This is a genomic window from Streptomyces sp. NPDC057002, from assembly GCF_042673825.1.
Lineage (GTDB): Bacteria > Actinomycetota > Actinomycetes > Streptomycetales > Streptomycetaceae > Streptomyces.
Window position 1 is genome coordinate 1 of record NZ_JBHURZ010000003.1, and the last position, 21,901, is coordinate 21,901.

Consider the following 21,901-nt stretch of genomic DNA (forward strand, 5'->3'; position numbering starts at 1 on the left):
ACGCCCGGTTACATTCCGAACCCGGAAGCTAAGCCTTTCAGCGCCGATGGTACTGCAGGGGGGACCCTGTGGGAGAGTAGGACGCCGCCGAACAAATATTGAGAAAACCCCCGCATCTTCGGATGCGGGGGTTTTCTGCGTTTAGGGTCGTGGATATGAACTACGATCTCGTCATCTTCGACAATGACGGTGTTCTCGTCGACAGTGAGCCCATCTCCAACCGGCTGCTGGCCGCGTATCTCACCGAGCTCGGGCACCCGACCTCTTACGAGGAGTCCATTCGGGACTACATGGGGTCGGCGATGCACCGGATTCATGAGCTGGTTCTCGAACGGACGGGCCAGCGGTTGCCGGAGAGCTTCGACGATGTCTTTCACACGCGGGTGTTCGCGGCGTTCGAGCAGGAACTCGTCGCTGTGGCCGGGGTCTCCGGCGTCCTGGAGAAGCTCGCCGCGGACGGGGTGCCGTACTGCGTGGCCTCGTCCGGGAGTCATGAGCGGATTCGGGTGGGGCATCGGACGACGGGGCTCAGTCAGTGGTTCGACGAGGAGCGGATCTTCAGCTCCCAGGACGTCGGGCGGGGCAAGCCGGCTCCCGATCTGTTCCTGTATGCCGCCGAGCGGATGGGGGTCGGGCCGGAGCGGTGTGTCGTCGTCGAGGACAGTCCGTTGGGAGTACAGGCGGCGGTCGCGGCCGGGATGGACGTGTACGGGTTCACCGCCATGACCCCGGCGGAGAAGCTCGCCGGTGCCACCCGGCTCTTCTCCGACATGGGGGAGCTGGCCGATCTGCTGGTGTGAGCCCGTGGAAGATGAGGCAAATTCATCTTTGGCTGGATCTACCCACGGGTAAGCCGGGGCCCTACGCTCGCCGCCATGACTGATGTGCTGCGGCGCGGCAGGGGCTCGTTGGCGTTCAGCTTCTTGGTGCAGGGGGTCGCCTTCGCTCTGCTCGTGACGCGGATCCCGGCCATCCAGGACCGGTACGGGGTTTCCGACGCACTGCTGCCCGCCTTTCTGGCCGCCGTGCCGATCCTCGCCGGGGTCGGGAGCGTCAGCACCGAGCGGCTGGTGAAGCGGGTGCCGCCGAGCCGGCTGCTGCGGTGGTCCCAGCCCGTGGTGCTGCTGGCGCTGCTCGGGGTCGGGGCCGGGGAGCGGATGGTGGAGCTGGGAGTCGCCCTCGCGGCGTTCGGGCTCGCCGTCGGGGTGCTGGACGCGTCGATGAACATGCTCGGGGTGAGCCTGCAGCGGTCGTACGGGCGCAGCATCATGCTCAGTTTTCACGCGGCCTACAGCCTGGGCGGGATCGTCGGGGCCTCCCTGGCGTGGGTGGGGGCGCACTGGGATCTGGCGTTGTGGGTGTCGTATCTGCCGGTCGTGGTGGTGCTGTTGCCGGCTGTGCTGGTGGGGAGCCGGTGGTACGTCGACGGCGGTGGTGCGGGGCCGGTGGCGGGGTCCGGGGTGGAGGAGAAGGCGGGCGAGGGGCAGGCCCTGGCGTTCAAGTTGCTGCTGCCGCTGTGTCTGGTGATGACCGTCGCGTACATCGGGGACTCGACGGTCTCCAACTGGAGCGCGAAGTATCTGCAGGATGTGCTCGGCAGCTCGGAGCAGATGGCGACGGTGCCGTACAACGTGTACATGGTCACCACGCTGGTGGGGCGGGCGCTGGGGGACTTCGGGGTGCGGCGGTTCGGGGCGGTCGCGGTCGTGCGGGCCGGGGCGCTGGTCGCGGCGGGCGGATTCGCCGTGGTGGCCGCGGCGCCCGGGGCGTGGGTCGGGATGCTGGGGTTCACGTTGCTGGGGGTGGGGTTGTGTGTGCTGGTGCCGCAGACGTTCGCGGCGGCCGGCAGGTTGTTCCCCGGGGCGTCTGATGCGGCCGTGGCGCGGCTGAATGTCTTCAACTATGTGGGGTTCTTGATCGGTTCGCCGTTGGTGGGTGCGCTCGGGGATCTGTGGAGCTATCGCGGGGCCATGCTTGTGCCGATGGTGTTGGTGCTGGTGACGCTCGTGTACGCCCGGTCGTTCGCCGCTCAACCGGACCGATACGGTGGCGGTCATGAGCGGCCGCGCACAGCTGATGTGGGACGAGGCAGTAACGGGCTATGACTTCGGTCCCGGGCATCCGATGGACCCGGTCCGGCTCGCGCTGACCCGGGGACTGGTCGGCGCCTTCGGGCTGGACCGTGAGGTGGAGGTGGTCGCCGCGAAGGCGGCCGGGGAGTCGACGCTGCGGCTCGTCCACCGGGAGGACTACATCGAGGCGGTGAAGGCGGCGTCGGCGGAGCCCGGGGCGGCGGATCAGTCGTACGGGCTGGGAACGATGGATGATCCGGCCTTCGCGGGGATGCACGAGGTGTCGTCGCTGATCGCCGGGCAGTCGGTGGGGGCGGCGGAGGCCGTGTGGCGTGGCGAGACGTCGCACGCGGTGAACTTCGCGGGCGGGCTGCATCACGCGATGCCGGGCGGTGCGTCCGGGTTCTGCATCTACAACGACGCGTCGCTGGCGATCGCCCGGCTGCTGGAGCTCGGGGCCGAGCGGGTCGCCTACATCGATGTCGACGTGCATCACGGGGACGGGGTGCAGGCGGCGTTCTGGGACGACCCGCGGGTGCTGACGATCTCGCTGCACGAGCATCCCCGAACGCTGTTCCCGCAGACCGGGTGGCCGGAGGAGACCGGGGCGGACTCCGCGGAGGGCTCGGCGGTGAACGTGGCGCTGCCGGCCGGGACCGGGGACGCCGGGTGGCTGCGGGCGTTCCATTCCGTGGTGCCGGAGCTGATCGCCGATTTCCGGCCGCAGGTGCTGGTGACACAGCACGGGGCCGACACGCACTTCGAGGATCCGCTCGCGCATCTGGCCGTGTCGCTGGACGCGCAGCGGGCGGTGCAGGTGGCCTGTCACGACCTGGCGCACGAGTACGCCGAGGGGCGGTGGGTCGCCCTGGGCGGGGGCGGTTACGCGGTGGTGGACGTCGTACCGAGGTCGTGGACGCATCTGGTCGCGATCGCGGCGCACCGGGAGGTGGAGCCCGAGGCGGTGATCCCCGAGGGGTGGCGGCAGGAAGTGTTCGCGCGGACGCGGCAGTTGGCCCCGGCGCGGATGACGGACGGGCGCTGGCCGGTGGAGTGGACCGGCTGGGAGGCGGGGTACGACCCGGCGGACCGGCTGGACCAGGCGGTGCTGGCGGCCCGGCGGGCGGTGTTCCCGCTGCGGGGGCTGCTGCCGGGGTGAGACGCCCTTGGTAGGCCGGTAGGCCGACCGTGCGGTGTTCGAGGGTTCCCGGGACAGGTGATGGCCTGGTCGCGGACGATCTTCTTGTGCTGACCCCCGAAGTTCTGCGTACGCACCTGGTGGGTGCACGCCTCGCCGGTACCGTGGCCACATCGCGTGAGGAGAGCCTGCGCAGCTACCGGCTCTTCGCTGCCCGGGACCCTCGTGTGCTGCTCGGTATCGATCCCGAAGGGGCTTGGAAGCAGCGGGAGTTGACCGAGCTGATGGCGGACCGGTGCGGGGTTTCGGCCGATTCTCGGCGGACTTCCGGCCAGGATGTGATCGATCCGCAGCGGACCGTGGCCGCGCTGGACGCCTTCGCGGACCGTCTCGCCGATGCCGCCCAGCGGGGTGCTCCGGTGCTTCTCGGTACCGGACACCCGCACCGGCTGCTCGGTTTCTACGCCGCTCTGGCAGACGCGCTGTCGGCGGCGGGGTGTGCGGTTCTCACCCCCGCGCAGGGTCGCTGTGTCGACATAACGACCCGGTTCGGCCTACGTACGTACAACCTCGACTACGTACGGGGAGTCGCGCTGGTGCGGGCGTCCGGGACGGAACGCCCCGGTTGTGAGCCCGGCGCACATACGCACTCACCTCTCCCGGTTCGTACCGTGCTGGCCGCCGCGGCGGAGGCCGGCGGGCCCCTTCCCGAGCTGGTGATCGGGGACCACGGGTGGGTCTGCGGAGCAGGTCAGCTGGGGTTCGAGGCCATCGGGCCGGCCGATACGGACGATCCCGCCCCGTTCGTCGGGCAGGCGGAGGGGTCCGTGTCCGTCGTCGTTCCACTTGATGACGGCGTGCGGTCTGATTACTACCTGCCGCTTACCCGCTACGTACTCAATCGGGCGTGTCTGTCACAGTAGGCCGTTGATGGGTGCACCTCTTCCCCACTCGCATCACTGGCCCCTACATTGGGGAGTGAGCACGCAGCGACGAAGAGTCACCGGAAGGGGAAGCCGGTGGCCGTCGAGTGCGGAAGGTTCAGGTGTGTCATGGCTGCAGCTGGCGAGAGGCCTCTGAACGAGGTTCAGTTCCTTACCGTGGCGGAAGTCGCCTCGGTGATGCGAGTGTCGAAGATGACCGTGTACCGGTTGGTGCACAGCGGTCATCTGCCCGCGATCCGTGTGGGGCGGTCTTTCCGCGTCCCGGAGCAAGCGGTTCACGAGTACCTTCGCGAGAGCTACGTGGGGGTGGAAACCGCCTGACGGCTGGGGCGGGGTGATCCCTCACAGGGCACTCGGGATCACCCTGGCCTCCTCGATTACGACCTCAGCGCTCGGGCGGGTAGGCTAGCCCCTCGTAGGTCGTATGGGCCCATGGCGCCCAGCACCGAGTGATGAGAAGTGAGCGAGGGTAGTCGTGGGCTCTGTTATCAAGAAGCGGCGCAAGCGGATGGCCAAGAAGAAGCACCGCAAGCTGCTCAAGCGCACGCGCGTTCAGCGTCGCAACAAGAAGTAAGTTCGCGACGCCGACGCCGCGAGAGCGTCGTTGTGGCCCCCCACTCAACGGTGGGGGGCCACACGTGTATCGCCAGGTTCGTCCGGCTGCTTCCCGTCGGTGTTCCCGTCACTTCGCGCATCGGGCGGTCATCACAGCGCAACACCGAACCGCTAAGTTGGCCCCACGGGGGAACGCGGCGGGGACAAGAGGCTGTGGAAGGAAGGCGCTGATCTTGGGCAAGGTCGTGCTCGTGACCGGAGTGGCCCGCCAGCTGGGGGGCCGGTTCGTGAGGCGGATCCAGCGTGACCCCGAGGTGGAGCGGGTGATCGCCGTGGACGCGGTGCCGCCCGAGCACCATCTGGGCGGCGCGGACTTCATCCAGGCGGACATCCGGCAGCCCACGATCGCGCGGGTGCTCGCCGAGACGGCCGCCGACACGATCGTCCACCTGGACGTGACGGGCACTCCGCTGGGCAGCGGCAACCGGGCCTCCCTGAAGGAGACCAACGTCATCGGCACCATGCAGCTGCTCGGTGCCTGTCAGAAGTCCCCGACCGTGCAGCGGCTGGTCGTGAAGTCCAGCACCAATGTCTACGGTTCCGCGCCCCGCGACCCGGCCGTCTTCACCGAGACGACCCCGCCCAAGTCCCTGCCCAGTGGCGGCTTCGCCAAGGACACGGTGGAGGTCGAGGGCTATGTCCGCGGCTTCGCGCGCCGCCGGCCCGATGTGGCCGTGTGCGTGCCGCGGTTCGCCAACATCCTCGGCCCGACCGCGGACACCCCGCTCGCCTCGTACTTCGCGCTGCCGGTCCTGCCGACCGTGTTCGGCTACGACCCCAGGCTGCAGTTCGTGCACGAGGACGATGTGATCGAGGTGCTGCGGATCGCCTCCCACGAGCCCAGGCGGGGCACGCTCAACAGCGGCACCTTCAACATCGCCGGCGACGGTGTCCTGCTGCTCTCCCAGTGCTCCCGGCGCCTCGGGCGCCCCACCGCGCCGCTGCCGCTCCCGGCCGTCACCTGGGCCGGCTCTCTGGTGCGTACGCTGGGGATGACGGACTTCTCGCCCGAGCAGATCCGGCTGCTCACCCACGGCCGGGTCGTGGCGACGGGCCAGATGCGAGAAACGCTGGGATTCCAGCCCAAGTACACGACCGCGGAAACGTTCGCGGACTTCGCCCGCAGCCAAGGTCCCGGACTTCTTCCGCCGGAGGCCCTAGCGGGGGCCGTCGACCGGATCGCCGCACTGCCCCTCGCGGGCGACGGCCACCCCCCGACGCAGAGCGCCAACTGAGGAGCGCATCAACGATGGCGGATGCCAAGGTCATTCCGTTCGACGACGACCGGTCCCGCGGAAGCGCCGTGCAGCGCCCCCAGCGGCGCCGGAGCGCGGGGAACCGCCGCTCGGGCACGGAGTCGGCGCCGGTCGGTGAGGTGCAGCCCCTGCCCACCAGGGCTGTTCCGCAGGATGATGTTCCTGTGACTTCTGAGGAACAGCCGCCGGAGCGGTCCCGGGACGGTGACGGCGGTCTGGAACGGCGGATCGCGGGCGGCCTGGCCTTCCTGCGCCGCCGCCTCACCGGGGACTACGAGGTCGACGACTTCGGCTACGACGAGGAGCTCACCGACCAGGTCCTGATGTCCCTGCTGCGCCCGCTGTACGACAAGTACTTCCGGGTCGAGGTGAAGGGCATCGAGAACATCCCGTCCGAGGGCGGCGCCCTGATTGTCGCCAACCACTCGGGCACGCTGCCGATGGACGGCCTGATGATGCAGGTCGCCGTGCACGACAACCATCCGGCGGGACGGCATCTGCGTCTGCTCGCGGCCGACCTGGTGTTCATGCTGCCGGTGGTCAACGAACTGGCCCGCAAGCTCGGCCACACCCTGGCCTGTGCCGAGGACGCGTCACGGCTGCTGGAGCAGGGCGAACTGGTCGGGGTGATGCCGGAGGGCTTCAAGGGCCTCGGCAAGCCCTTCGCGGACCGGTACAAGCTGCAGCGCTTCGGCCGCGGGGGGTTCGTCTCGACGGCCCTGCGCGCCGGGACGCCGATCGTCCCCTGCTCGATCGTCGGGGCCGAGGAGATCTACCCGATGATCGGCAACGCCAAGACGGTCGCCCGGCTGCTGGGCTTTCCGTACTTCCCGGTCACGCCCACGTTCCCGTGGCTCGGGCCGCTCGGCGCGATTCCGCTGCCGACCAAGTGGACGATCCAGTTCGGTGAGCCGATCCCGACGGACGGCTATCCGCCGGAGGCGGCCGAGGACCCGATGCTGATGTTCAACCTGACCGATCAGGTCAGGGAGCAGATCCAGCACACGCTGTACAAGCTGCTGGTGCAGCGGCGGTCGGTCTTCTTCTGAGCCTGCCCAAGTACGACGATGGGGCGCCGGTCGCTCGGAGCCGCCGGACGGAGTCTGGCGCAGCTGTCCGAAGCCTGCGGAGCAGTGCGAGGACAGCAGACAGGAGGGGCCAAGCTGCTGGTGCAGCGGCGGTCGGTCTTCTTCTGATGATTCGCCTACGACGCTGGGCGCCCCGCAGGGGGGCGCCCAGCGTCGTCTAGCGTGCGTCCTCGCCGTCGATGCCCAGGCCGGGCAGCAGGCCGGGCAGGAGCGGCGGGAGTGTGACGTCCGGCTTGGGGACGGGTGCGCTGCCGTCCGCCGACGGTGAGGTGCTCGCCTCGCTCTCCTTCGGCGGGTCGAGCAGACCGCCGGTGTTGCCGCCGAGCAGGCCGTCGCTGTCGCTGCCGGAGCCGGCCGAGCGGCTGGGGCTGCCGCTGCCACCGCTGGTGCCGCCCTTGTCGGTGTGCCTGCCGCCGCTCTTGCCGGGCTGGGCCGACCGGTCGGTGGCGGAGGAGCCGGTAGAGGCCTCCTCGGAGGCGCCCCGGTGCTTGCCGGTGCCGCCGTTCCCGGCAGAGGGCTCGGGGAGCAGGGAGCGCAGCGGGGCGACGTCCTCCTCTATGGCGTCGAAGACCGACGACACCTGGTCACTGACGTCACCGAGCTGGACGGGGAGCCTCTCGCGCAGTTCGCCCCAGGCCTCGCGGTGGGAGCGGGAGAACGCCGACAGGGCCTGCATGGGGCCCAGGGAGTCCGGGTCGTGCTCGTACGCCTCGCTCAGCAGCCGGTGGCCTTCCGACGCGTCGTGCCGCATGCCCGACAGGGCGCGGCGGATCTCGCCGACGGACTCGTGGTCCAGAGGGCCGCTGCGGCCGCGCTCCATGAGCCGGCGGGCTTCGCTGAGCCGGGTGGAGGCGTGGTCGAGGTAGACCCGGCCGCGCTCGTCGGCGCTGTCGGCGAGGCCGAGTTTGACGTCCTCGATGCCGCGCTTGAGGCCGTAGAGCGAGTCGCCGGGCAGGGCGTCGGAGCTGGCGGCGGAGACTCCGCCGAAGGCGCTCGCGGCCACGCCGACGCTCAGTCCGCCCGCGGTGAGGCCCTTGGCGAGCCGCGTCCGCGGACGGAACTTCTTCAGTGAGCCGGCGCGGTGGGCGCCACGGGAGCGCTGTCCGGGGACCGCTCGGTCCGTCGCCCCGCCTCCCGCGGTGCCCTCCTGGAGCATGGCCTCGAACGCGGCCACCAGCTGGGCCCGCTGGACGACCTTGACCTCCGGGTCGAGCTCCGGCTTGGGCAGCGCGTCGAGACCGGAGGCGATCGCCGTCAGGCGTGCCGATTCGGTCTGTTCCGCGGGTGGCGGCGCTGGTGCCGGACCTTCGGACTGCTCGGCCGCCGTGCCCTCCTCGGACTGGTCCTCCAGGGCCTGGGCGAAGGCGTTCGCCCGCCGGTGTGCCGATACGTTCGCGATCACAGGCGGCACCTCCTCTCGTCATGACGGTCGACTCCCCAGGGGGTCCTGAGGGTTGCACACCCTGACCGCGACCACACGATCGAGTGATCGGGGTCGGCCAGGGGGTGACCACAGGGAGCCTGCATCCCGCACAACGAGCGGCGCGGCACTTGGGTTACGGACCCCGGCTGATCGGATGCCGAAGCCAACGAACCGTCACGGAAAGTGAGTTGGGTGTCGCCGAGCGTGCGGTCCGGTCAGCGGGCGTCTTCCGGGAGGAGCCGGGCGAGGGTGCGGACGGCCCGGTACTGGAGGGTCTTGATGGCGCCCTCGTTCTTGCCCATCACGCGGGCGGTCTCCGCGACGGAGAGGCCCTGGAGGAAGCGGAGTGTCACGCACTCCTGCTGCTGGGGGTTGAGCCGCCGTACGGCGTCGAGCAGGGCGGCGTTGGAGAGGGACTCCAGGACGGAGTCCTCCGGGGAGCGCTCGACCTCGTTGGCGTCGAGCATCTCGCCGGTGGTGACCTCGAGGCGGAAGCGGCTGGACTTGAAGTGGTCCGCGACGAGGTTGCGGGCGATCGTGACCAGCCAGGCGCCGAAGTCGCGGCCCTGCCAGGTGAACGTGCCGATGCGGCGCAGGGCCCGCAGAAAGGTCTCGCTCGTGAGGTCCTCGGCGGTCGCCTTTCCTCCGACCCGGTAGTAGATGTACCGGTACACGGTGTCGCTGTACTGGTCGTAGAGACGGCCGAAGGCGTCGGCCTCGCCGGCCTGGGCGCGCTCCACGAGGTCCATCATGCGGGCGCTGTCGCTGTCCGCCGCGGGCCGTCGGGTGGTGGCCCCGCCGGACGGGCGCCCTCGTCTGCCGACCGCGGCGCTGCCGTCGGCCAGTGCGTAGCAAGGGCCTACGGGTGCGGCGGTGGCGAATGCGGGGACGGTGAACGCGGTGGGGACGAGGCCACGCAGCAGGTCGAGGACCGTTGCGCGCAGCGTAGCCAGGCCCGAGGCGTCAACCCCGACGTGTGGGTACACGGGACTCCCAGAGGCAGAGCTTCCATCACGTACAGTGCGGGACCTTTCACCCGTCGTAGCGACGGAGGGGTACCGGTTTGCGTCTGAGGAGAATAACGCTTCGTACAGGCTCTGCTACACCGAGTTGCTCAAATCATCGATTACGTCGCTTCCGTAACCGATTGACGCCGCATCAAGTGCCGAATTGTGAACGGTTGTTGACCGGATGGGTTCGGATTGCGGCTGAGTCCAGGGCGTGTTGTGGCCGTGTGCAGCCAAGAGGACTGGACACGAGGTTTTGGGGGTACGCCAGTTGGATTTACGGGCGTTGTCATCCCGCAAACGATGGTGTCCCGGATTGATCGTTCGTCAGCGCCGACGGCGGTGCAGGGCGATCGCCGCCGCCGTGCCGCCGGCCACGGCTCCCACGCCGGCCGCCGCGGGGATGCCGACCTTGGCCGCCTTGCGGCCCGTGCGGTAGTCGCGCAGGCGCCAGTCGAGCCGGCGGGCGTGCCTGCGCAGCTTGGAGTCCGGGTTGATGGCGTAGGGGTGGCCGACCAGGGACAGCATCGGGATGTCGTTGTGCGAGTCGCTGTAGGCGGCGCAGCGGGTCAGGTCCAGGCCCTCCGCGGCGGCCAGCGCGCGGACCGCCTCGGCCTTCGCGGGGCCGTGCAGCGGTTCGCCGACGAGCTTGCCCGTGTAGACGCCGTCGACCGACTCGGCGACCGTGCCCAGGGCGCCGGTCAGGCCCAGGCGGCGGGCGATGACCTGGGCGATCTCGACGGGGGCCGCCGTCACCAGCCACACCCTCTGGCCCGCGTCCAGGTGGGCCTCGGCGAGGGCGCGGGTGCCGGGCCAGATGCGCTCGGCCATGTACTCGTCGTAGATCTCCTCGCCGATCGACTGGAGTTCGGCGACGCGGTGGCCCTTGACGATCGACAGGGCGGAGTCGCGGGCCTCCTGCATGTGCTCGGGGTCCTCGACGCCGGCCAGCCGGAACCACGCCTGCTGCCAGGCGAACTTCGCGAGGTCGCGGGTCTCGAAGAACTTCCGCTTGTACAGGCCCCGCCCGAAGTGGAAGAGCGCGGCGCCCTGCATGACGGTGTTGTCCAGGTCGAAGAAGGCGGCGGCCTGGTCGTCGCCGTGAACCGGGAACTGCGGCTCCTCGGTCGTGCCGGAAGCTTCCTGCGTGGATTTGCGGGCTGCCTCCGCCGAGGCCTCGCCTGCCAAAACGCTCCGCGCCGTGGCGGAGCGCCTACGGGGAGTGAGCCATCCGAGAGCGGCCATGGCGTGAGCATAGCCAGTTTGTTCGGGGGTTCCGGAGTCGAGAGGTTTGGAGCCTGTGAACTCTCGGCGAGCGTGTCGTTAAAGATGCCGCTCGGGGAGGGCGGGAGGATGCGGAGGACGGGGTCGGCGTGTCCCGGGCGCGAGACAATGGCTGACATGAGTCCCCTCTTTCGCCGTACGCCCCCTCGGGACCGGCTCGTCACCCTGATCCGCAAGCCCGGCTGTCATCTGTGTGATGACGCACAGGTCGTTGTGGAGAAGGTGTGCGGTGATCTGGGAGTCCCCTGGGAGCAGAAGGACATCACCGAGGATCGGGAACTGCACGACCAGTACTGGGAGCAGATCCCTGTCGTGCTGGTGGACGGCAGGCAGCACACGTTCTGGCGCGTGAACGAGGGACGCCTGCGCAAGGCCCTGACCGACTGAGTCCGGCCGCTGGAGCGACTGACCGAGCAGTACAAAGCGGTCGGTCAGGTCGCTTAGGATCGACGGTGGCTGGTCTCGGGGGCGGGATACACAGAGGAGAGTGTGCGGTTTTGCCCCCAGAAGCGAAGGAACGACGGTGCTTGTGCGCCGGTTCCCCGGGAGTGCGCCGGGGGCGCGTGAGCCCGGTCACGTTGGGCGGGCAAATCGGACACCATCTTTGTGCACGCGTTCACAAAGACATAGCCTGCTTTCGACGGGGCGGTCATGTAGGGACGTATGACCGCCTACAGCCCCGCTCTACCCGCAGGAGCACCGTGGCAACTGGCCGAACTCACCGACCGGCGACCCGCAGCCGAGGGATTCCCGAGGCCACCGTCGCCCGGCTTCCGCTGTATCTCCGCGCTCTGACCGCGCTGTCGGAGCGCTCGGTACCCACGGTCTCCTCCGAGGAGCTCGCGGCCGCCGCGGGGGTCAACTCCGCGAAGCTGCGCAAGGACTTCTCCTACCTCGGCTCCTACGGGACCCGGGGTGTGGGCTACGACGTCGAGTATCTCGTCTACCAGATCTCCCGCGAACTGGGCCTCACCCAGGACTGGCCGGTTGTGATCGTCGGTATCGGTAACCTCGGCGCCGCGCTCGCCAACTACGGCGGTTTCGCCTCCCGCGGTTTCCGGGTCGCCGCGCTCATCGACGCGGACCCGGCCATGGCGGGCAAGCCCGTCGCCGGGATCCCCGTGCAGCACTCCGACGACCTGGAGAAGATCATCCAGGACAACGGCGTGTCGATCGGTGTCATCGCCACCCCCGCCGGTGCCGCCCAGGCCGTCTGCGAGCGGCTCGTGGCCGCCGGTGTCACCTCCATCCTGAACTTCGCGCCGACCGTGCTGTCCGTCCCGGACGGGGTCGACGTGCGCAAGGTCGATCTCTCCATCGAGCTGCAGATCCTCGCCTTCCACGAGCAGCGCAAGGCCGGCGAGGAGGCCGCCGCCTCCGACGGGGGCGCCCCGGCCGCCGCCGCGCGCAACGAGTCCGCCGACCAGGGGCCTGACGGGGACATGCCCGCCGTGATGCCGGCATGAGCCTCCTCGTCGTCGGACTCAGCCACCGCAGCGCCCCGGTCAGCGTCCTGGAGCGGGCCTCGCTGAACGCGGACGCGCAGGTCAAGCTGCTCCAGGACACGGTCGCCGCCGAGCCGGCCACCGAGGCCGCGGTGCTCGCGACCTGCAACCGCATCGAGCTCTACGCCGACGTGGACAAGTTCCACGCCGGTGTCGCCGAGCTGTCCACGCTGCTCGCCCAGCACAGCGGGGTCGGCCTCGAGGAGCTCACCCCCTATCTCTACGTGCACTACGAGGACCGGGCCGTCCACCATCTGTTCTCGGTGGCCTGCGGGCTGGACTCGATGGTCGTCGGCGAGGGACAGATCCTCGGCCAGATCAAGGACTCCCTGGCCCGGGCACAGGACCTGCACTCCGCGGGCCGCCTGCTGAACGACCTGTTCCAGCAGGCCCTGCGGGTCGGCAAGCGCGCCCACTCCGAGACCGGCATCGACCGCGCGGGGCAGTCCCTGGTCACCTTCGGCCTGGAGCAGCTGGCGCGGGGCGGTGACATACAGGAGTGGGCCCGGGGCAAGAAGGCCCTGGTCATCGGGGCCGGATCGATGTCCTCCCTGGCAGCGGCGACGCTCGCGCGTGCCGGTGTCGCCGAGGTCGTCGTCGCCAACCGGACCTTCGACCGTGCCGAGCGCCTCGCCCAGATCCTGATGGAGGGCGACGACACGGACGTGGCGGCCCGCGCGGTCCCGATGGAATCGGTGCCGGCCGAGCTGACACGTGCCGACGTCGCCGTCTCCTGTACCGGCGCGACCGGCCTCGTCCTGACCGCGGAGGCCGTCGCCGACGCCGCGCAGGGCCGTACGGCCGTGCGGTGGGACGAGACCGACGGCGAGGGTCCTGACCGCGCGGCGGGGCCGGACGGCCAGCGGGGCAATCTGCCGGCCACCAGCCTCGGCAACGAGGACGGCTGTCCGCTGGACCTGACCTCGGTGCAGGGCACCGCCGGGTTCTCCGTGCTGGGCGAGGCGGCCGTGGCCGGGATGGCCGCCGCCGATCTCGAACAGCACGCGGCGTGGGTGGACAACGGAGTGGTGGGCGGCGCCCAGCGGACGGCGGCCAGGCCGGGGACGGCCGACCCGCTCGACCCCGCCCCGGACGCCGACGCCATCGCCGCGCTCGCGGCGACCGTGGCCACCGTCGGGCGGATCCCCGAGCGGCGCCGGCCCGAGCCGGTCGAGGAGCCGCCGCGGCCGCAGCCCGTGCTCTTCCTGCTGGATCTGGCGATGCCGCGCGACATAGACGCGGCCGTGCACCGGCTGGCCGGGGTGCGGCTGGTGGACATCGAGTCGCTGGCGGAGGCCTCCGCGGGCGCTCCGATGGCTGCCGATGTGGACCAGGTCCGGCGTATCGTCTCCGACGAGGTCGCCGCATTCGGGGCGGCACTGCGGGCCGCGCACATCACGCCGACCGTGGTCGCCCTGCGCACCATGGCCGCCGATGTCGTGGCGGGCGAGATCGCCCGGCTCGACGGCCGGCTGCCCGGCCTCGACGACAAGCACCGCGCGGAGATCACCCAGACCGTGCGGCGCGTGGTCGACAAACTGCTGCACGCGCCGACCGTACGGGTCAAGCAGCTCGCGGCCGAGCCCGGCGGCGCCGGGTACGCGGACGCGCTGCGGACCCTGTTCGACCTCGACCCCGAGACGGTGGCCGCCGTCTCCCGCGCCGAGGACAGCACTACCGAGAAGAACCGAGGGTCGGCATGAACGACACGCGGCGAGTGAATGAAGCAGGGGCACTACGGCTCGGTACCCGCCGGAGCAGGCTCGCCATGGCCCAGTCCGGGCAGGTGGCCGAGGCCGTGACCCGGGTGACCGGGCGGCCCGTGGAGCTCGTCGAGATCACCACGTACGGCGACACCTCCCGCGAGCAGCTCGCCCAGATCGGCGGCACCGGCGTGTTCGTCACCGCCCTGCGCGACGCGCTGCTCAAGGGCGAGGTCGACTTCGCGGTGCACTCGCTGAAGGACCTGCCGACCGCGCAGCCCGACGACCTGGTCGTGGCGGCCGTCCCCGTGCGGGAGGACCCGCGGGACGTGATCGTCGCCCGGGACGCGCTGAAGTTCACCGACCTGCCGAGCGGTTCCCGCATCGGAACGGGTGCGCCGCGCCGCATGGCCCAGCTCAACTCGTACGCGCGCGGCCACGGACTGGACATAGCCACGGTCCCGATCCGCGGCAACGTCGACACCCGGATCGGATACGTCCGGGGCGGTGAGCTCGACGCCGTCGTGCTGGCCGCCGCCGGACTGAACCGGATCGGCCGCGGTGACGAGGTGACCGACTTCCTGTCGGTCGACACGGTTTTGCCCGCCCCCGGCCAGGGGGCACTAGCGATCGAGTGTGCCGCAGGCAATGCGGACCTCGTCGCCGCGCTCGCCGAACTCGACGACCCGTTCACACGGGTCGCCGTGACGGCCGAGCGGTCACTGCTCGCCGCCCTGGAGGCCGGCTGCAGCGCTCCCGTGGGCGCTTTGGCCGACTTGCTGGCCGACGGGCAGATTGTCAAGGAAATGCGCCTGCGCGCCGTCGTCGGTACGACCGACGGCACGCGCATGGTGCAGCTGTCCACCACCGGTCCCGTGCCCGAGACGCACGACGGGGCAATGGCGCTCGGTCGCGAACTCGCGGCCGAGATGCTCGCCCAGGGCGCGGCCGGTCTGATGGGGGAGCGAGCACATTGAGCCCCACCACCCTTTCCGCCGGTCCTGAACACGGGCACGTCACCTTCCTGGGTGCCGGACCCGGAGATCCGGGACTGCTAACTCTGCGCGCCGTAGAGGCGCTGGCGAGCGCGGACGTTCTCGTCGCCGAGCACGAGGTGCTCGACGTCGTACGTCAGCACGCCAGGCAGGGCGTCTCCGAGGTGCACACGGATTCGGATCCTTCCCAGGATCCGGCTCCGGGCGCAGGAACGCCCCAGCTGACGGTAGTTGACGGCACGTCAACCACCGCGGCAGTCCCCGCGGTGCGGGATGCCGCACATCTTGTCATGGAGGCCGCGCGGGGCGGCAGGCGGGTCGTGCGTGCGGTGTCCGGTGACCCGGGCCTCGACACGTACGCCGCCGAGGAGATGCTGGCGTGCGCCGCCGCCGGGGTGCCCTTCGAGGTCGTCCCCGGTATCGCGAGCGCCGTCGGTGTCCCCGCGTACGCCGGTGTGCCGCTGCGGGACGCGCAGGGCGCGGACGTGCGGTTCGTGGACGCCCGGACGGCGTCGGACCGGTGCTGGACGGAGGTCGGGGCGTCGGACGGCACGGTGGTCGTGTCCACCACGCTGGACTCCGTCGCCGCGGCGGCCGGCGAGCTGGTCTCCGCGGGCCGCAAGCCGGACACCCCGATGACGGTCACCGTCGCCGGTACGACCACCCGGCAGCGGACCTGGACCGCCACGCTCGGCACGATCGCGCAGACGCTGAAGCAGGCCAAGGTGCTGCCCTCGCCGGACGGCGGGCGGCCGGTGATAGCCGTGGTCGGTGAGCGTTCCGCCGCCGCCCAGCGCGACCAGCTCGCGTGGTTCGAGTCCAAGCCGATGTTCGGCTGGAAGGTGCTCGTGCCGCGCACGAAGGAGCAGGCGGCGTCGCTCTCCGACCAGCTGCGGTCGTACGGGGCCGTGCCGCACGAGGTGCCGACCATCGCTGTCGAGCCGCCGCGCACGCCCCAGCAGATGGAGCGTGCGGTCAAGGGGCTGGTGACGGGCCGCTACGAGTGGATCGCCTTCACCTCGGTGAACGCGGTCAAGGCCGTGCGGGAGAAGTTCGAGGAGTACGGGCTCGACGCCCGGGCCTTCGCCGGGATCAAGGTCGCGGCGGTGGGCGAGCAGACGGCCAAGGCGCTGATCGCCTTTGGTGTGAAGCCGGACCTGGTGCCGAGCGGGGAGCAGAGCGCCGCCGGTCTGCTGGAGGACTGGCCGCCGTACGACCCGGTCTTCGACCCGATCGACCGGGTGTTCCTGCCGCGTGCCGACATCGCCACGGAGACGCTGGTCGCCGGGCTGATCGAGCTGGGCTGGGAGGTCGACGACGTCACGGCCTACCGGACCGTGCGGGCCTCGCCGCCGCCGGCGGAGACGCGCGAGGCGATCAAGGGCGGCGGGTTCGACGCCGTGCTGTTCACGTCGTCGTCGACCGTGCGGAACCTGGTCGGTATCGCCGGCAAGCCGCACAACGTGACCGTGATCGCGTGTATCGGCCCGGCCACGGCGAAGACCGCCGAGGAGCACGGGCTCCGGGTGGACGTGATGGCGCCCGAGCCGTCCGTGCACAAGCTGGCCGAGGCGCTGGCCGACTTCGGCGCGAAGCGGAGGGCTGCCGCTGTGGAGGCCGGGGATGCGGTGACTCGGCCTAGTGAGCGGCGGCCGGGGGCTCGGCGGAGGCGGTCTACGACCTGAGGCGGGCTCGGTGGTGCTCGGCGTTGGGGCTGGGGGCGGGTGGGTTCGCAGCCCGGCGTGGCGGGGCGCCTCCCCCACTCTCGGCTTCGCTCGAGCGGGGGGACCCCCACCGCCCACCCGTGCCGCCCCTAGCGGAACGCATGTCCGCAGCTCAGCGGGTGTGGCTATGCGGGTGTTACCGCGTGGCCGTAGCGCAGTAGGTTCGCCGGGTCGTAGGTGGCCTTGTCGTGGCGCAGGCGGTCGTAGACCTCCGGGGTCCAGGCGCGGGCGATGTCCTGTTCGTCGCCCGGGGTGCCGTGGATGTTGACCATGGTGCGGCCGGTGCCGTAGGGGGCCATCGCGGTGTAGAGCTGTGCCGTCGCCTGTTCGAGGGCCTCGGCGGCGGGTGGGGCGGCCAGGATGCCGACCGATTCGAGGAAGTACCGGGCGTCGCGGGAGCAGACGGCGTCCTCGACGGCGGACGGGCGGGCCATCGCGCCGCCCATGTGCCGCAGCGAGGCGACCAGAAGCGGGTGGTCGGCGCCGGCCGCCGGGCCGACCTGCTCCAGGAGCGTGCTGATGGCGTCGGGCGACAGTTCGCGCAGCAGCATGCAGCACTCCCGTGCCGGGAGCGGGTCCTGGGGTTCCATGTGGATGCGGTCCAGGGCCGTGTAGTCCATTTCCTCGACCGTGTCGACGGCCACGGGGGCCGCTGCGCGGAGTGGGGCGATCAGGGCCTCGCCCTCGGCCGTGTCGCCGGGCCAGGCGATCGCGACCCGGGCCCAGAAGCCGCCGCGCAGGGGCTCCGGGATCTGGGGGATGGGCGGCAGGCGCAGGATCGAGAACATGCTGCACATCTCGTCCGGGACGGTGCGGGTCCAGTCCGTCCAGGTCCGGAGCAGGGCCGCGGTGTGTTCGCCGGGGCAGTAGATGCCGCCGCCGTAGAGGCGGGTCAGGGGGAGCAGGTCGGTCACGAGTGAGGTGACGACGCCGACATTGCCCTTGCCGCCGCGCAGGGCCCAGAACAGTTCCGGTTCGTGCCGGGGGTCCGTCTCGCGCAGGTGTCCGTCCGGGGTGACGACCTGGAAGGAGCGGACCAGGTCGGCGGCGTAGCCGTAGGCACGGCCGAGGACCGGGAGTCCACCGCCGAGGGTGTAGCCGACGACACCCGCGTCCGTGGAGGTGCCGCAGAGGCCGGCCAGGCCGTGCGGGGCGGCGGCGGCCATGACATGGCTCCACTTCGCGCCCGCGGCGATGGTGGCCGTGCGGGTGGTGGGGTCGACCCGTACGTCGGTCATGCGGGCGGTGCTGATCAACAGGCCCTGCTCGATGGGGAAGTTGGCGCCGTGGCCGGTCGCCTGGACGGCTACGGGGGTCTCGGTGGCCTTCGCCCAGCGCATGGCGGTGACGATGTCGTCGGGGCCGGTGGCGCCGATGACGATGTCGGGGGTGTGCAGGGAGGCCAGGTTGAAGCCGGTGACTTCGTCGGCGTAGGCGGGGTCGCCGGGGCGTAGGACCGGGCCGTGCAGTTCTGACAGGGCGAAGAGGTCGGGGGTGTGGTGGGGGGCGGTCATCGCGTCCTCCGTGGATGGGCGTACGGAGGGACGGCGGCGGCGGGGTGGTGGGGCCGGCCGTCGGGGTCCTCGTCCTTGCTGTTTCAGGATGGACCTGGGGGGTGGTGGGCGCATTGTGGGCCGTGTTCGACGGTGCTCGGTGTTGGGGCTGGCGCCGGGTGGGTGCGCAGCCCGGCGGAGCGGGGTGCCGCTGCGCCCACCCGTGCCGCCCCTAGCGGCACGCATGCCCGCAGCGGTGGCGCGCATGCCCGCAGCGGCGGTGGCGCGCATGCCCGCAGCTAGGACCGACAGGGCGTCGGCATCGGGAGGTTTCGGGCGGGCGTAGCGTTGGGGTATGACGACGTACGGATCTTTTCCCGGTACTCGGCCGCGGCGTTTGCGGAGTAACCCCGTCATGCGTCGGATGGTTGCCGAGACCCGGCTGCACCCCGCCGATTTCATTCTTCCGGCCTTTGTGCGCGAGGGCGTCAGTGAGCCGGTGCCGATCGGGGCCATGCCCGGGGTCGTGCAACACACCCGGGACAGTCTGAAGAAGGCCGCCGCGGAGGCGGTCGCGGCGGGGGTCTCCGGGATCATGCTGTTCGGCGTGCCGGAGGAGTCGAAGAAGGACGCCCTCGGGACGCCGGGGACCGACCCGGACGGGATTCTGCAGGTCGCCCTCCGGGACGTGCGGGCCGAGGTCGGCGACGACCTGCTGGTCATGTCCGATCTGTGCCTCGACGAGACCACCGACCACGGGCACTGCGGGGTGCTGGACTCCGAGGGGCGGGTCGACAACGACGCGACCCTGGAGCGGTACGCCGAGATGGCCCAGGTCCAGGCCGACGCCGGGGCCCATGTGGTCGGCCCCAGCGGGATGATGGACGGGCAGGTCGGGGTCGTCCGTGACGCCCTCGACCAGATCGGGCGGGAGGATGTCGCCATCCTCGCCTACACCGTCAAGTACGCCTCCGCGTTCTACGGGCCGTTCCGGGAGGCCGTCGGCTCGTCCCTGCAGGGGGACCGGAAGACCTATCAGCAGGACCCCGGCAATGTGCGTGACTCCCTGCGGGAGCTGGCCCTCGATCTCGAGGAGGGCGCCGACATGGTGATGGTCAAGCCGGCCGGGCCCTACCTGGACATCCTCGCCCGGGTCTCGGACGCCGTGGACGTGCCCGTCGCCGCGTACCAGATCTCCGGCGAGTACTCGATGATCGAGGCCGCCGCCGAGAAGGGCTGGATCGACCGGGACCGGGCGATCATGGAGTCCCTGACCGGCATCCGGCGGGCCGGTGCGCGGAACATCCTCACCTACTGGGCCACCGAGGCGGCCCAGAAGCTCAAGGAGCAGTAGGGCTCGGCAGGACTCAGTAGGTCAGGGCCTCGTCCCTGTCTCGCAGCCAGTACGTGGCCGTCAGCGAGCTGTCGTAGTACATGCCCTTGGCCGGGAGGGGCGGGAGCGCGGAGGGGCCGCCGCTGCTGTTCGGCGTGCGGCCCTGGAAGCCGACCTCGAGCCTGTGGCCGGTGGTGCCGCCGTCGCCGCTGCCGTCGGCCGCCGACAGCGTCACGCCCGAGAAGCCGGACTCGCCGGGAGCCAGGGTCGTCACCGCCTGCGGCTTGGAGTCCTCGACCGGCCGCGGGGCCCACTGCATCTCGTCGAAGCGAAGCACCGGGTAGTAGGTGAGGTCGCAGTACTTCGAGCCGGTGTTCTTGACCGTGATCAGCATGTGGTTGAGGGGGCGGCGGACCGGCTGGGCGGTGACGGTGGTGTTGGTGCCGTTGCAGGAGACGCGGTTGGCCGGGTCGGCGGGGTCGGTGGGCTTGGCCGCCCCGGAGTTCCCGCCCTTCGCCTCGCCGGTCGTCCCGGAAAGCGCGCCCTTCGCGTCGGTGGCCGTCCGCTGGGGTGCGGTGGTCGCCGTCGTCGATGACGTCACCTGGGGCTTGGCCGCGCCCTCGTCCTGCGTGCCCGTGCCGTCCTCGCACGCCGTGAGGGCGAGTGCGGCCAGGAGGGCTACGGGGAGGGCGTGGTGCTTGCGCATGGGTGGGTTCCCTTTCGGACAAAGGCGGTTGGCGAGAAGACCCGAGCGAGCCGCCGACCGGTCGGCCGGGAGCGGCGTGCTTGGATGACCAGAGCTTGTGCGGTCATCCGTCCCGGCCGCCACACCCGGCGGAGCATCAGGGACGCTGGAACGCCCGTACACGCCTTGACCTGGGGAAACGTCCCTGCCCTGGAACGGGTGCACGGGACAGTGGGGGATGGAGGAAGGGTGTCGGAAGGCACGGCCGCGGCGGAGTTCGCCGCGCTGCTGGGGGAGTTGAAGGAGCGTTCCGGGCTGAGCTACGGGGTGCTCGCCAAGCGGCTCCACATGAGTACGTCGACGCTGCACCGGTACTGCAACGGGGATGCCGTGCCCGCCGACTACGCACCGGTGGAGAGGCTCGCCCGGCTGTGCAAGGCGTCGCCCGAGGAGCTTGTCGAGCTGCATCGGCGGTGGGTGCTGGCGGATGCGGGGCGCGGGCGCAAGGGGGGTGGGGGCTCAGCCGAGCCTGTGATGGCAGAGGCAGAGGCAGAGGCAGAGGCAGAGGCAGAGGCAGAGGCAGAGGCAGAGGCAGAGGCAGAGGCAGAGGCAGAGGCAGAGGCAGAGGTTGCGGCTGCTGACGGGCCGGCTTCGGAGGCGGTGCCCGCGGAGAGGTCCCGGTCCCGGCGGCCTCGTCCCGCGCTCCTCGCCGGTATCGCCGTGGCCGTCGTGCTGGGCGGGGTCGGGCTCGCCGTGGCCGTGCCCTCCGGCGACGACGACGGGCGTCGGGGTGCGGCCGCGGTGTCCGACGGTGGCCGGACGCCGGACGGCGGTGCGGTCGTCTCGGCGTCTCCCTCCGGCAGTTCCTCCGCCGGCACCGGCAAGGACAAGGACAAGGGCAAGAACAAGAGCAAGAGCAAGAGTGGGGAAGACGGCTCCGCCTCCGCGACCCCTGACTCGCGCGCCCCCGCCGCCGACGGTGGCGGCGGCCGTCCCGGTCGTACCGGCGCCCCCGCCGCCGGCGCCGTCCCCCTCACGGTCAACACAACCGCGCATGCCTGGGAAGACCCCTGCTCCCAGCGCTACTTGGTGAACCGGCCGCCGGGGCAGGTCGGGCCGCCGCCGCTGGAGCAGGACGCGCCCGCCTGGGTGGCGGCTACGGGGGCCGTTCCGTCGGGGCAGCAGTTTCTGAAGCTCACCGTGCAGGGCACGGGCAAGGAGACGGTGGTCGTCGACGGGCTGACGGTCCGTATGGCCGGCAAGCGGACGCCGCTCGCCTGGAACGACTACGCCATGGGCTATCCGGGCGTCGGCTGCGGCGGCGGCGTCCCGACGCGCTTCTTCACGGTCGCCCTCGACGCCGCGCGTCCCTCCGTCGTCGCCGAGGCGGGCCATGACGACTTCCCGTTCTCGGTGAGCCAGTCCGACCCGGAGGTCTACTACATCCGGGCCGACGCCTCCGCCTACGACGTCAGCTGGTACCTGGAGCTGAGCTGGTCCAGCGGCAGCCGGAAAGGCACGCTGACGGTGGACGACAAGGGCCGGCCCTTCCGTACGAGCGGGAACAACGGGCGTCCGGCGTACGAGTTCCCGCTGGGCGGAGACAAGTGGGTCGAGGAGGGGACCACTGAGTGAC

The 21,901-nt window shown here is 70.9% G+C and carries 20 protein-coding genes and 1 rRNA gene; 16 read left to right on the top strand and 5 right to left on the bottom strand.

Translation table 11 applies throughout. The features are described from left to right. From rrf to ACFT32_RS14390, 9 genes are all read left to right on the top strand, one after another. Nucleotides 1-93 (top strand): 5S ribosomal RNA (gene rrf / locus ACFT32_RS14350); the annotation flags it as partial. 62 nt (nt 94-155) lie between these two features. Continuing rightward, nucleotides 156-800 (top strand): HAD family hydrolase, encoded by a 645-nt coding sequence (locus ACFT32_RS14355; RefSeq protein ID WP_382488930.1) that lies wholly within the window; start codon nt 156-158, stop codon nt 798-800. A 75-nt stretch (nt 801-875) separates the two neighbouring features. Continuing rightward, nucleotides 876-2,105, top strand: coding sequence for an MFS transporter (locus ACFT32_RS14360; protein WP_382488932.1), 1,230 nt, complete (start codon nt 876-878; stop codon nt 2,103-2,105). Further along, the gene (locus tag ACFT32_RS14365; RefSeq protein ID WP_382488934.1) at nt 2,056-3,231 is read left to right on the top strand and encodes an acetoin utilization protein AcuC; all 1,176 of its coding nucleotides are present in this window, start codon (nt 2,056-2,058) and stop codon (nt 3,229-3,231) included. The genes ACFT32_RS14360 and ACFT32_RS14365 overlap by 50 nt, the downstream gene beginning before the upstream one ends. 86 nt (nt 3,232-3,317) lie before the next feature. After that, entirely contained in the window at nt 3,318-4,133 is an 816-nt protein-coding gene (locus ACFT32_RS14370) for a phosphatase (protein ID WP_382488935.1), read from the top strand. Nucleotides 4,134-4,262: 129 nt separating this feature from the next. Further along, entirely contained in the window at nt 4,263-4,475 is a 213-nt protein-coding gene (locus tag ACFT32_RS14375; protein WP_004984898.1) for a helix-turn-helix domain-containing protein, read from the top strand. A 154-nt stretch (nt 4,476-4,629) separates the two neighbouring features. Continuing rightward, on the top strand, nt 4,630-4,728 hold the full coding sequence (locus tag ACFT32_RS14380; protein ID WP_003948845.1) for a 30S ribosomal protein bS22: 99 nt from the start codon (nt 4,630-4,632) through the stop codon (nt 4,726-4,728). Nucleotides 4,729-4,942: 214 nt separating this feature from the next. Beyond that, nucleotides 4,943-6,004, top strand: a complete 1,062-nt coding sequence (locus tag ACFT32_RS14385; RefSeq protein ID WP_382488937.1) for an NAD-dependent epimerase/dehydratase family protein — start codon at nt 4,943-4,945, stop codon at nt 6,002-6,004. 14 nt (nt 6,005-6,018) lie between these two features. Next, a complete protein-coding gene (locus ACFT32_RS14390; protein WP_382488938.1) occupies nt 6,019-7,074 on the top strand; it encodes a lysophospholipid acyltransferase family protein in 1,056 nt (351 codons plus the stop codon). 196 nt (nt 7,075-7,270) lie between these two features. On the opposite strand, the gene ACFT32_RS14395 is transcribed toward ACFT32_RS14390, so the two are convergent. The 3 genes from ACFT32_RS14395 to ACFT32_RS14405 all read right to left on the bottom strand — a co-directional run bounded on the left by ACFT32_RS14395 (nt 7,271) and on the right by ACFT32_RS14405 (nt 10,788). Next, nucleotides 7,271-8,515 (bottom strand): DUF5667 domain-containing protein, encoded by a 1,245-nt coding sequence (locus ACFT32_RS14395; protein ID WP_382488940.1) that lies wholly within the window; start codon nt 8,513-8,515, stop codon nt 7,271-7,273. 236 nt (nt 8,516-8,751) lie between these two features. Next, complete coding sequence (locus ACFT32_RS14400) at nt 8,752-9,522, bottom strand: ECF subfamily RNA polymerase sigma factor, BldN family (RefSeq protein WP_382488942.1); 771 nt, start codon at nt 9,520-9,522, stop codon at nt 8,752-8,754. 348 nt (nt 9,523-9,870) lie between these two features. After that, the gene (locus tag ACFT32_RS14405; protein ID WP_382488943.1) at nt 9,871-10,788 is read right to left on the bottom strand and encodes an HAD family hydrolase; all 918 of its coding nucleotides are present in this window, start codon (nt 10,786-10,788) and stop codon (nt 9,871-9,873) included. 147 nt (nt 10,789-10,935) lie between these two features. Here ACFT32_RS14405 and ACFT32_RS14410 point away from each other — a divergent pair, with 147 nt between their 5' ends. The 5 genes from ACFT32_RS14410 (at nt 10,936) to ACFT32_RS14430 (ending at nt 16,715) form a co-directional block, all read left to right on the top strand. Beyond that, entirely contained in the window at nt 10,936-11,214 is a 279-nt protein-coding gene (locus ACFT32_RS14410) for a glutaredoxin family protein (RefSeq protein ID WP_184558945.1), read from the top strand. A 314-nt stretch (nt 11,215-11,528) separates the two neighbouring features. Further along, nucleotides 11,529-12,293: a redox-sensing transcriptional repressor Rex gene (locus tag ACFT32_RS14415; RefSeq protein WP_382488945.1), complete on the top strand. Its 765-nt coding sequence runs from the start codon at nt 11,529-11,531 to the stop codon at nt 12,291-12,293. Further along, nucleotides 12,290-14,035 carry a glutamyl-tRNA reductase gene (locus ACFT32_RS14420; protein WP_382488946.1) on the top strand — a complete coding sequence of 582 codons (1,746 nt, stop codon included), beginning with the start codon at nt 12,290-12,292 and terminating at the stop codon, nt 14,033-14,035. Before ACFT32_RS14415 ends, ACFT32_RS14420 begins: the two co-directional genes overlap by 4 nt. Then, nucleotides 14,032-15,012: a hydroxymethylbilane synthase gene (hemC, locus tag ACFT32_RS14425; protein WP_382488947.1), complete on the top strand. Its 981-nt coding sequence runs from the start codon at nt 14,032-14,034 to the stop codon at nt 15,010-15,012. Before ACFT32_RS14420 ends, hemC begins: the two co-directional genes overlap by 4 nt. Further along, nucleotides 15,009-16,715, top strand: coding sequence for a uroporphyrinogen-III synthase (locus tag ACFT32_RS14430; RefSeq protein ID WP_382488949.1), 1,707 nt, complete (start codon nt 15,009-15,011; stop codon nt 16,713-16,715). Before hemC ends, ACFT32_RS14430 begins: the two co-directional genes overlap by 4 nt. Nucleotides 16,716-16,879: 164 nt before the next feature. Here ACFT32_RS14430 and ACFT32_RS14435 read toward each other — a convergent pair whose 3' ends face one another. Next, complete coding sequence (locus ACFT32_RS14435) at nt 16,880-18,268, bottom strand: FAD-binding oxidoreductase (RefSeq protein ID WP_382488950.1); 1,389 nt, start codon at nt 18,266-18,268, stop codon at nt 16,880-16,882. A 334-nt stretch (nt 18,269-18,602) separates the two neighbouring features. On the opposite strand from ACFT32_RS14435, the gene hemB reads away from it, so the two are divergent. Then, on the top strand, nt 18,603-19,601 hold the full coding sequence (hemB, locus tag ACFT32_RS14440; RefSeq protein WP_382488952.1) for a porphobilinogen synthase: 999 nt from the start codon (nt 18,603-18,605) through the stop codon (nt 19,599-19,601). Nucleotides 19,602-19,614: 13 nt separating this feature from the next. On the opposite strand, the gene ACFT32_RS14445 is transcribed toward hemB, so the two are convergent. After that, entirely contained in the window at nt 19,615-20,286 is a 672-nt protein-coding gene (locus ACFT32_RS14445) for a DUF4232 domain-containing protein (RefSeq protein WP_382488954.1), read from the bottom strand. 228 nt (nt 20,287-20,514) lie between these two features. Here ACFT32_RS14445 and ACFT32_RS14450 point away from each other — a divergent pair, with 228 nt between their 5' ends. After that, nucleotides 20,515-21,900 (top strand): helix-turn-helix domain-containing protein, encoded by a 1,386-nt coding sequence (locus ACFT32_RS14450; RefSeq protein ID WP_382488955.1) that lies wholly within the window; start codon nt 20,515-20,517, stop codon nt 21,898-21,900. Nucleotide 21,901: the final 1 nt, after the last annotated feature.